11 protein-coding genes and 2 pseudogenes are annotated in these 9,551 nt (G+C 60.0%); 7 read left to right on the forward strand and 6 right to left on the reverse strand.

Annotation, left to right across the window (positions count from 1 at the left end; translation table 11 throughout):
- The 4 genes and pseudogenes from ADK28_RS23205 to ADK28_RS23220 form a co-directional block, all read right to left on the reverse strand.
- Nucleotides 1–187 (reverse strand): annotated as a pseudogene (locus ADK28_RS23205) (carboxy-S-adenosyl-L-methionine synthase CmoA); the annotation flags it as partial.
- Nucleotides 188–289: 102 nt separating this feature from the next.
- Nucleotides 290–685 carry an MAPEG family protein gene (locus tag ADK28_RS23210; RefSeq protein ID WP_004932387.1) on the reverse strand — a complete coding sequence of 132 codons (396 nt, stop codon included), beginning with the start codon at nt 683–685 and terminating at the stop codon, nt 290–292.
- Nucleotides 686–787: 102 nt separating this feature from the next.
- Complete coding sequence (locus ADK28_RS23215; protein ID WP_089185335.1) at nt 788–1,603, reverse strand: DUF72 domain-containing protein; 816 nt, start codon at nt 1,601–1,603, stop codon at nt 788–790.
- 53 nt (nt 1,604–1,656) lie between these two features.
- Complete coding sequence (locus tag ADK28_RS23220; RefSeq protein WP_033634190.1) at nt 1,657–2,235, reverse strand: hydrolase; 579 nt, start codon at nt 2,233–2,235, stop codon at nt 1,657–1,659.
- A 254-nt stretch (nt 2,236–2,489) separates the two neighbouring features.
- Here ADK28_RS23220 and ADK28_RS30515 point away from each other — a divergent pair, with 254 nt between their 5' ends.
- From ADK28_RS30515 to ruvB, 7 genes are all read left to right on the forward strand, one after another.
- Nucleotides 2,490–2,681, forward strand: a complete 192-nt coding sequence (locus ADK28_RS30515; protein ID WP_033632845.1) for an FmdB family zinc ribbon protein — start codon at nt 2,490–2,492, stop codon at nt 2,679–2,681.
- 74 nt (nt 2,682–2,755) lie between these two features.
- Nucleotides 2,756–4,540 carry an aspartate--tRNA ligase gene (aspS, locus tag ADK28_RS23225; protein ID WP_048796792.1) on the forward strand — a complete coding sequence of 595 codons (1,785 nt, stop codon included), beginning with the start codon at nt 2,756–2,758 and terminating at the stop codon, nt 4,538–4,540.
- Complete coding sequence (nudB, locus tag ADK28_RS23230; protein WP_004932373.1) at nt 4,540–4,986, forward strand: dihydroneopterin triphosphate diphosphatase; 447 nt, start codon at nt 4,540–4,542, stop codon at nt 4,984–4,986. Before aspS ends, nudB begins: the two co-directional genes overlap by 1 nt.
- A 19-nt stretch (nt 4,987–5,005) precedes the next feature.
- The gene (locus ADK28_RS23235) at nt 5,006–5,749 is read left to right on the forward strand and encodes a YebC/PmpR family DNA-binding transcriptional regulator (protein ID WP_004932370.1); all 744 of its coding nucleotides are present in this window, start codon (nt 5,006–5,008) and stop codon (nt 5,747–5,749) included.
- Between the two features lie 57 nt (nt 5,750–5,806).
- On the forward strand, nt 5,807–6,328 hold the full coding sequence (gene ruvC / locus ADK28_RS23240; protein WP_004932367.1) for a crossover junction endodeoxyribonuclease RuvC: 522 nt from the start codon (nt 5,807–5,809) through the stop codon (nt 6,326–6,328).
- A gap of 112 nt (nt 6,329–6,440) precedes the next feature.
- On the forward strand, nt 6,441–7,055 hold the full coding sequence (ruvA, locus tag ADK28_RS23245) for a Holliday junction branch migration protein RuvA (protein ID WP_016927436.1): 615 nt from the start codon (nt 6,441–6,443) through the stop codon (nt 7,053–7,055).
- 19 nt (nt 7,056–7,074) lie between these two features.
- On the forward strand, nt 7,075–8,079 hold the full coding sequence (gene ruvB, locus ADK28_RS23250; RefSeq protein ID WP_016927437.1) for a Holliday junction branch migration DNA helicase RuvB: 1,005 nt from the start codon (nt 7,075–7,077) through the stop codon (nt 8,077–8,079).
- A 61-nt stretch (nt 8,080–8,140) separates the two neighbouring features.
- On the opposite strand, the pseudogene znuB reads toward ruvB, so the two are convergent.
- Nucleotides 8,141–8,919, reverse strand: a pseudogene (gene znuB, locus ADK28_RS23255) (zinc ABC transporter permease subunit ZnuB).
- Nucleotides 8,916–9,551, reverse strand: a 636-nt coding sequence (znuC, locus tag ADK28_RS23260; RefSeq protein WP_048796793.1) for a zinc ABC transporter ATP-binding protein ZnuC, incomplete at its 5' end; no start/stop codon positions are given. The pseudogene znuB and the gene znuC, both read right to left, overlap by 4 nt.

Genomic DNA, 9,551 nt, shown 5'->3' on the forward strand with positions numbered 1-9,551 from the left:
GGTCATACACTCGGCTGTCGGGGTGCACAAAGCGTTCGGCCAGCATGCCGATCATCGAGATGATGTTGGAATAGCCGGGAACCGAGCGTTGGATCATGTCGGGGAACACTTCGGCGACGCGTTCGTCGAAGGTCCAGTCGCCCAATTTGGCGATGGGAGCGGAGAAAAGGGTATCGCGGTTTGGCATAGCGGCAAATCAGTTCAGAATTCGAAGCTGCGTAGTCTAACAGAAAAGCGCAAAAAAGCGGAGCGGAAGCAGGCGGCGCGGCCGCCTGATGATAAAACGGGATCAGTGCAGGCTGAAAATCAGATCCCAAGGCAGATAGAAGATATTTGCCAGAACCATCAACAACAAAGAGATATAGGTCGCGGCCATGCCGGAACGGCGCCAGCGAACCTCACGGTTGCGTAAACCGTAGTAATGCACCAGCCGCCCGGCCATCAGCATCAGGCCGCAGAGGTGAATCATCCAGATTTCCGCGCCGTTCATTTCCATGATCACCAGCAATACGGCAGCGATAGGAATGTATTCAACGGCGTTGCCATGCACGCGTATGGCGGTCTGCAATTCGTAGAAACCGCCGTCGCCGTAGGCTACGCGGTACTGCATCCTTAATCTGACTACGTCATAAGAGAGTTTGATCAACAACAATGCGCCGAGCACCACATAAAGCGCGCTTACCATTTTTAACTCCGTTCCCTAACCAAAACTGGCAGTCAGCATCATAGCCGTCATTGTATTCACTGTCGCGGGGAAATATTTGATGTTATTGGTCAGATTAATAGGTCAAAACAGTGCATCTTGTTCTGGCCAGTCTGGCGGCGCAGGCAAATCAGGGATCGCCAGGCGCAACTGCTGCCAAATTTTTTGCGCCTGCTGGGGCGAATCGCCGTTGTCCGGCGTATGAATAAACAGATAGGGCTGATGCTGTTGCTGCCACAGCGGCAGTTTTTGCTGCCAGGCTTCGAACCAGCGTAGGTTATCGGCCAACTGGTCACCGCCGATAAAGCGCACCAACGGTTGGTCCGCGGTGACCAGCGCGTGTACCGGCAGCTTCGGTTTTTTCTGCTGGGCATCGCGTACGGCAGCGGTGTTGGGGGCGGCGTGATGCACCGGGCGGCTGTCGAGGATCACCCGATTGATGCCGCGCTGGTGCAACCCCTGATTCAACGCGCGCTCTTCCTCGCCCTTGGCGAAAAACGCCGGATGACGCACTTCTACGCCGTAGGTGAATTCCTGCGGCAGGCTTTCGAAGAACTGCCACATGCGCGGCAGCTCATCGGGGCCGAAGGCGGCGGGCAGCTGCAGCCACAACTGGCCGATGCGCTGATGCACCGGGCTCAGACAGTGGTAAAACGCCTGCAGCTCGGCGGCGCAGTTGCGCAGGGCGGCCTTGTGGCTGATGTCCGACGGGAATTTGAAGCAGAAGCGAAAATCGTCGCCGGTCATGTCGCGCCAGCGCTGCACGATGTCCAGTTTCGGCAGCGCGTAGAAGGTGGTGTTGCCTTCCACGCAGTTGAAGTAGCGGCTGTAATCCGCCAAATCACGCAGCCCGATACGGTTCCAGGCTGCATGTTGCCACTGCGGCAGTCCGATGTAGATCACGGCGTCGTCTTCCTTTACTTGTGCTTGGATTATCAGGCTACAACTTAACGTTACCGGTCGAGCGCGGCAAGAATTTCGCCGGTGTCGCGCACCCGCGCCAAACGCGGGAAGATGTGTTCGAACGCGAAACGGTGCATTTCCGCGTTCTGCGCGCTGCAGACGTCTTCGGCGATCACCAGCTCATAGCCGTGTTCCCAGGCGGCGCGGGCGGTGGACTCCACGCCGATATTGGTGGATATGCCGCCCAAGACTACGGATTTGATGCCGCGACGGCGCAGCTGCAAGTCCAGATCGGTGCCGTAGAAGGCGCCCCATTGGCGCTTGGTGATCAAAATATCGTTGTCGCAGACCGCCAGCGGCGCGGGGAACTCCCACCAGGTGGCCGGCAAACCGCCGGCGGGCGCGGGAGCCGGTTTATCCACCGGTTGTTTCAGCGCCTCGGCGAAGGAGTCTGACCAACCGACGCGCACCAACAGCACCGGCGCGCCCAGCATGCGAAAACGCGCGGCCAGCAGGGCGGCGTTCGCCACCACCTGGTCGGCGCCGTGCGGGCCGCCGGCGTAGGGCAGAATGCCGTTTTGCAAATCGATCAGCACCAGAGCGGTGGTTTGGGCGTCAAGTTTCAGCATGGATTTCATCTCGTTGCGAAGTGGATAAAAACTGTTCGGCGCGTCGGACGAGCTGCGTTCGGCGCAAAACCGGGGGAGAATCAGGCTACGTGAAAAAACTGTCGCAGGTTAATGGGAAATTTGTTAACCGATGTGTTGATTCGGACAAAAACGCGCCATTTAGTGCAGTAACAATGCTGTGTTCGCACTTATCGGGCGGATGAATTTCCTTTATAATGACTCCCTTTTTTCAACACTCTTTAATCCAACGACCTATGCCGATTTATGAATATGCATGTGGTGCTTGCAACCATCGGTTAGAGAAATTGCAAAAATTTTCCGATGCGCCGCTGGCAGACTGCCCGGCGTGTGGGCAGCCCGCGTTGACCAAGTTGATCTCATCCTCCGGCTTCCAGCTTAAGGGCACCGGCTGGTATGCGACGGATTTTAAACCGGGTAACAAGTAGAATTTATCAGATAACAGCCGCGCGACAGGGGCGCAGTAGCCCGGCGCGGCATCGGCTGTGTAAAAGGATAGCGTATGCGTACTGAATATTGCGGGCAGTTGAATCTGTCCCACGTGGGCCAGGAAGTCACTCTGTGTGGTTGGGTCAATCGTCGTCGCGATCTGGGCGGCCTGATCTTTATTGATATGCGCGACCGCGAAGGCATCGTGCAGGTGTTCTTCGATCCGGACCAGAAAGTGGCGTTCGACAAGGCCTATGACCTGCGCAATGAATTCTGCATCCAGATCGTCGGCACCGTGCGTGCGCGTCCGGACAGCCAGATCAATAAAGATATGGCCACCGGCGAAGTGGAAGTGTTCGCCCACGCGCTCGAGATCATCAACCGATCCGAGCCGCTGCCGCTGGACTCCAACCAGGTCAACAGCGAAGAAGCGCGCCTGAAATACCGTTACCTCGATCTGCGTCGTCCGGAAATGGCCGAGCGTCTGAAGACTCGCGCCAAAATCACCAGCTTCGTGCGCCGCTTCATGGACAGCCACGGCTTCCTCGACATCGAAACGCCGATGCTGACCAAGGCGACGCCGGAAGGCGCCCGCGATTACCTGGTGCCGAGCCGCGTGCACAAGGGCAAATTCTACGCGCTGCCGCAGTCTCCGCAGCTGTTTAAACAGCTGCTGATGATGTCCGGCTTCGATCGTTACTACCAGATCGTCAAATGCTTCCGCGATGAAGATCTGCGTGCGGATCGTCAGCCTGAATTCACCCAGATCGACGTCGAAACCTCCTTCATGACCGCCGAGCAGGTGCGTGAAGTGATGGAGAAACTGGCGCGTGAACTGTGGCTGGACGTGAAGGGCGTGGAACTGGGCGATTTCCCGGTCATGACCTTCGCCGAAGCGATGCGTCGCTTTGGTTCCGACAAGCCGGACCTGCGTAACCCGCTGGAGCTGGTGGACGTGGCCGACCTGGTCAAGGACGTCGAGTTCAAAGTGTTCTCCGGCCCGGCCAACGACGCCAAAGGCCGCGTGGCAGCGATCCGCGTACCGGGCGGCGCACAGCTGACCCGCAAGCAGATCGATGAGTACGGCGCTTTCGTCCACATCTACGGCGCCAAAGGCCTGGCCTGGCTGAAGGTCAACGACCGCGCCGCCGGCATGGAAGGCGTGCAGAGCCCGATCGCCAAATTCCTCAGCGCGGAAGTGCTGGAAGCTGTCCTGGCGCGCACCGACGCGCAGACCGGCGACATCCTGTTCTTCGGCGCAGACAGTTTCAAGATTGTCACCGATGCGATGGGCGCGCTGCGCCTGAAGCTGGGACGCGATCTGGGGCTGACCCAACTCGACAGCTGGGCGCCGCTGTGGGTGGTCGACTTCCCGATGTTCGAAGAAGACGAAGAGGGCGGCCTGGCGGCGATGCACCACCCGTTCACCTCACCGCGCGACATGAGCCCGGAAGAGCTGGCCGCCGCGCCGGTCAACGCTATCGCCAACGCCTATGACATGGTGATCAACGGTTACGAAGTGGGCGGCGGTTCGGTGCGTATTCACCGCAGCGAAATGCAGCAGACGGTATTCAGCATTTTGGGCATCGACGAACATGAACAGCGCGAGAAGTTCGGCTTCCTGCTGGACGCGCTGAAGTACGGTACGCCACCGCACGCCGGCCTGGCCTTCGGCCTGGACCGTCTGGTGATGCTGCTGACCGGCACCGACAACATCCGCGACGTCATCGCCTTCCCGAAAACCACCGCGGCGGCCTGTCTGATGACCGACGCACCGAGCTTCGCCAACCCGGCGTCGCTGCAGGAGCTGGCGATCAGTGTGGTAAAGAAAGCCGGTGCGGAACAAGAGAGCGAGTGATGAGTTACAAGCGCCCTGAATCTATCCTGGTAGTGATTTACGCGAAATCCAGTGGTCGGGTGCTGATGTTACAGCGGCGCGACGATACCGAGTTCTGGCAGTCGGTCACCGGCAGCCTGGAACAGGATGAGTCGCCGCCGCATGCCGCACGGCGTGAGGTCATGGAAGAAGTGGGCATCGATATCGAAGCAGAGCACCTGCCGTTGTTCGATTGCCAGCGCTGCGTGGAGTTTGAACTCTTTGTCCATTTGCGACATCGCTATGCGCCGGGAACCACGCGCAATAAAGAGCACTGGTTCTGTCTGGCGTTGCCCGAGGAGCGCGATCCGGTAATTACCGAGCATCACGCTTACCAATGGCTTGAGGCGGCCGAGGCCGTGAAGTTGACCAAGTCGTGGAGCAATCAGCAGGCGATTGAAGAGTTCGTGATCAATTCAGTCCAGTAGTTTTTTTCGGAGATTTTTTATGGCAGGTCATAGTAAGTGGGCCAACACAAAGCACCGTAAAGCGGCGCAGGACGCCAAGCGCGGTAAAATTTTCACCAAGATTATTCGTGAGCTGGTCACCGCCGCGAAGCTGGGCGGCGGCGATCCGGATTCCAACCCGCGTCTGCGCGCGGCGATGGACAAGGCGCTGTCGAACAATATGACGCGCGACACCATGAACCGCGCGATCGCGCGCGGCGTGGGCGGCGATGATGATACCAATATGGAAACCATCATCTATGAAGGTTACGGCCCTGGCGGCACCGCCGTCATGATCGAATGCCTGAGCGACAACCGCAACCGCACCGTGGCGGAAGTGCGTCACGCCTTTACCAAATGCGGCGGCAACCTCGGCACCGACGGTTCCGTGGCTTATCTGTTCACCAAGAAGGGCGTAATCACTTACGCACCGGGCCTGGATGAAGACAGCGTAATGGAAGCGGCGCTGGAAGCCGGTGCGGAAGACATCGTGACCTATGACGATGGCGCCATCGACGTGTTCACCGCCTGGGAAAGCCTGGGCGCGGTGAAAGACGCGCTGACCGCGGCGGGCTTCGAAGCTGAAGCGGCGGAAGTGTCGATGATCCCATCGACCAAGGCCGACATGGACGCGGAAACCGCGCCTAAGCTGCTGCGCCTGATCGATATGCTGGAAGACTGCGACGACGTGCAGGAAGTTTACCATAACGGTGAAATCTCCGACGAAGTGGCGGCGACGCTGTAATCCGGTAAAACGGGCGCCGCCGTTCGGCGGCGCCGTGCATGCAAGGTGGATGTAGATATGGCGATCATACTCGGTATCGATCCCGGCTCGCGCGTCACCGGCTATGGCCTTATCCGCCAGCAGGGGCGTCAGTTGAGCTATATCGCCAGCGGCTGCATCCGCACGGTGGTGGACGACATGCCGACGCGGCTGAAGCTGATTTACGCCGGCGTCAGCGAGATCATCACCCAGTTTCAGCCCGATTTCTTCGCCATCGAACAGGTATTTATGGCCAAGAACCCGGATTCGGCGCTCAAGCTCGGTCAGGCGCGCGGCGTTGCGATTGTCGCGGCGGTGAATCAGAATCTGGAAGTGTTCGAATATGCGGCGCGGCAAGTCAAACAAACCGTGGTCGGCACCGGCGCAGCCGAAAAGGCGCAGGTGCAGCACATGGTGCGTTCGCTGCTCAAACTCTCGGCCAACCCGCAGGCGGATGCCGCGGATGCCCTGGCCATCGCCATCACCCATTGCCATCTCAGCCAGAACGTGCTGCGGATGAGCGAAGGGCGGTTGAACCTGGCGCGCGGGCGTTTGCGCTGACGCGAAGCGATGATTGCTCAGGCTGGATATTCATCCAGCCTTTTTTATGTTATAAGCTTTACCAGCAACGGCATGGCAGGGCGCCATGCCCGGTCATTCCGCAGGAGGGTAAATGATAGGTCGTCTCAGAGGAAATATTCTGGAAAAGCAGCCGCCGCTGGTGTTACTGGAGGCGAACGGTGTGGGTTATGAAGTGCACATGCCGATGACCTGCTTTTACGAGCTGCCGGAACTGGGGCAAGAGGCCATCGTGTTTACCCACTTCGTGGTGCGTGAAGATGCGCAGCTGCTGTACGGTTTCAACGACAAGCAGGAGCGCGCGCTGTTCCGCGAGCTGATCAAGGTCAACGGCGTCGGGCCGAAACTGGCGCTCGCCATCCTGTCAGGCATGTCCGCGCAGCAGTTCGTCAGCGCGGTGGAGCGCGAAGAAATCACCGCGCTGGTCAAGCTGCCGGGCGTAGGCAAGAAAACCGCCGAGCGCCTGGTGGTAGAGATGAAAGACCGCTTCAAAGGGCTGAACGGCGATCTGTTCAACAGCAGCAGCGAGATCAGCCTGCCGTCCGCCGCGGAGAAAGCGCCTGAGGCTGACGCGGAGGCCGAAGCGGTCTCGGCGCTGGTAGCGCTGGGCTATAAGCCGCAGGAAGCCAGCCGCATGGTCAGCAAAATTGCCAAGCCGGGTGCCGACTGCGAGACCCTGATCCGTGACGCGTTGCGCGCTGCTTTGTAAGGCCGCTAAGAGGTAGATAATGATTGAAGCCGACCGCCTGATCTCCGCCGAACCGATCAATGAGGAAGAAGTCCTCGATCGCGCCATTCGTCCCAAGCTGCTGACCGAATACGTGGGTCAGCCGCACGTACGCGAGCAGATGGAGATCTTCATCCAGGCGGCCAAGCAGCGCGGCGACGCGCTCGACCACCTGCTGATCTTCGGTCCGCCGGGGCTGGGGAAAACCACCCTGGCCAATATCGTGGCCAACGAAATGGGCGTGAATCTGCGCACCACTTCCGGCCCGGTGCTGGAGAAGGCGGGCGATCTGGCGGCGATGCTGACCAACCTCGAACCGCACGACGTGTTGTTCATCGACGAAATTCACCGTTTGTCACCGGTGGTGGAAGAAGTATTGTATCCGGCGATGGAAGACTATCAGCTGGATATCATGATCGGCGAAGGGCCGGCGGCGCGTTCGATTAAGCTCGATCTGCCGCCGTTCACGTTGGTGGGAGCCACCACCCGCGCCGGTTCGCTGACCTCGCCGTTGCGCGATCGCTTCGGCATTGTCCAGCGGCTGGAGTTTTATCAGGTGGCGGATCTGCAGCACATCGTCTCGCGCAGCGCCGGGTGCCTAGGGTTGGAGCTGTCCGACGAGGGAGCCCATGAAGTGGCCCGCCGCGCGCGCGGCACGCCGCGTATCGCCAACCGCCTGTTGCGCCGGGTGCGTGATTTCGCTGAAGTGCGCGCCAACGGCGTGATCAGCGGTTCGGTGGCGGCGCAGGCGCTTGATATGCTCAACGTCGATGCCGAAGGCTTCGACTATATGGATCGCAAACTGCTGCTGGCGATTATCGACAAGTTTACCGGCGGCCCGGTCGGGTTGGACAACTTAGCGGCGGCGATCGGTGAAGAGCGCGAAACCATCGAAGACGTGATTGAACCGTTCCTGATCCAGCAGGGCTTTATCCAGCGCACGCCGCGCGGCCGCCTGGCGACGCAGCATGCCTACCGGCACTTTGGTCTCGAACGCGAAGAGTAAATTTTTAATCCGCCAATAAGAAAGGGCCGCAGATGCGGCCCTTGTCATATCCCGGCTTTAATCAAGCCTGCTGTTTTTTGAACAAACTCAGCGTGAACAGTACGGCGGCGCTCAGCACTACCGAAGGGCCGGCCGGCGTATCGTAAAACGCCGAGAAGGTCAGGCCGCCGGTGACGGCCACCATCCCGAGCAGCACCGCGACGCCGGCCATCTGTTCCGGCGTGCGCGCGAAGCGGCGGGCGGTGGCGGCAGGGATGATCAGCAGCGAGGTGATGATCAGCGCGCCGACGAATTTCATCGCCAGGCCGATGGTCAACGCGGTGACCAGCATCAACACGGTGCGCGCCCGCGCCAAATTGACGCCATCGACGTGCGCCAGCTCCGGGCTGATGGTCATCGATAGCAGATCGCGCCATTGCCACCACAGCACCAACAGCACCACGGCGACGCCGCCGGCGATCATCACGATGTCGCTCAGCGTGACCGACAGCAGATCGCCGAACAGGTAGGCCATCAGATCGACCCGCACGTTGGACATCAACGCCACCACCACCAGCCCCAGCGACAGGGCGCTGTGGGCCAGAATGCCGAGCAGCGTATCCACCGAGAGCTGCGGGCGACGTTCCAGCCACACCAGGGCCAAAGCCAACAGCAGCGTAATGGCGATCACCGCATAGAAGGGATTGATGTCCAGCAGCAGACCAAAGGCGACGCCGAGCAGCGAGGCGTGCGCCAGGGTGTCGCCGAAGTAGGACATGCGGCGCCAGACCACGANAGCGGCCCGGCGGCGCTAGCCAACAACACGCCGGCCAGCCAGCCGGGAAGTAACAGTTCAATCATGCTTCGCGGCTCCCGGTTTTCTTCAAGACAATTCTTCCCTGCAGATCGTGGCGGTGATTGTGATGGTGGCGATACACCGCCAGTTGCTCTGCGCCGCGGTTGCCGAACATGGCGATGAATTCAGGATGCATCGACACCACCTCCGGCGCGCCGGAGCAGCAGATGTGCTGATTGAGGCACAGTACCTCGTCGGTTTTCGCCATCACCAGATGCAGATCGTGCGACACCATCAGCACGGCGCAGCCCAGCTCTTTACGCAGCTGATCGATCAGATCGTACAGCGCCAGCTGGCCGTTGACGTCCACCCCTTGCGTGGGTTCGTCCAGCACCAGCAGCTGCGGTTTGTTCAGCAGCGCTCGCGCCAGCAGCACGCGCTGGTTTTCACCGCCGGAGAGCTTTTGCATCGGCTGGTCGAGCAGGTGGGCGGCGTGTACGCGCTTGAGCGCCGGCAGAATGTCGGCTTTCTTTACGCCAGGTTTAAGACGCATAAAACGGCTGACGGTCAGCGGCAGGGTGGCGTCGAGGTGCAGCTTTTGCGGCACATAGCCGATGCGCAGATCGGGCTCACGCTCCAGCGTGCCGGCGGTCGGTTTGACCAATCCCAGCACCACGCGCACCAGCGTGGATTTGCC

Origin of the sequence: Serratia sp. 506_PEND, from assembly GCF_001076875.1 — a bacterium.
Lineage (GTDB): Bacteria > Pseudomonadota > Gammaproteobacteria > Enterobacterales > Enterobacteriaceae > Serratia > Serratia marcescens.